General features: G+C 34.6%; 2 protein-coding genes. Both read right to left on the bottom strand.

What is annotated here, in order from left to right; all coding sequences use genetic code 11:
- Positions 1 to 180: DDE-type integrase/transposase/recombinase (locus LF845_RS11785; protein ID WP_423220589.1), on the bottom strand; the 180-nt coding region annotated here is incomplete at its 3' end.
- A gap of 70 nt (positions 181 to 250) precedes the next feature.
- Positions 251 to 518: IS3 family transposase (locus tag LF845_RS11780; RefSeq protein ID WP_242821205.1), on the bottom strand; the 268-nt coding region annotated here is incomplete at its 5' end.

The raw sequence follows: 518 nt of genomic DNA, 5'->3' as shown, positions 1-518 counted from the left end.
CTTCTCAATTGCACTTTTTGTTACAGAGACCACAAGTTCAGTATCCATAGTACTCGATAATCTCCAAGAAAGCACCTTTCTACTATACCAATCCAATATTGCCGCAAGATAAGCATGACCTTTCTCTAATTTTATGTATGTTATATCTGCACTCCATACTGTATTTGGCTTGGATAAAATTATCTTACCCTTATCATCTTTAAATTCATCAAGCAGGTATGGATACCTGTTTTCTACCTGATTGTTGTATCTAACTCGTTTTTTTAGGATACGATCCCTTTATATTCAAATAACCCATCATCGACACTACCTTCTTCTTTCCAATTGCATATCCACTGCGGTTTAACTCTGCTTTTATTCTTCGATACCCATATGTCGGATTGACAAGGTATATCTTCTCTATCTCATTCAATATCTCCTTGTCTCTTGCATTACTGTAAGGTTCTATACTTTTGTAATAATAGGTACTTTTATAAATGCCCAATAACCTCAATTGTCTATTAAGGGAAGGATTTTCA

Origin of the sequence: Deferrivibrio essentukiensis (assembly GCF_020480685.1) — a bacterium.
Taxonomy (GTDB): domain Bacteria; phylum Chrysiogenota; class Deferribacteres; order Deferribacterales; family Deferrivibrionaceae; genus Deferrivibrio; species Deferrivibrio essentukiensis.
The sequence above is the reverse complement of the archived record's forward strand: the minus strand, read 5'-3'. Positions and strand labels throughout refer to the sequence as shown.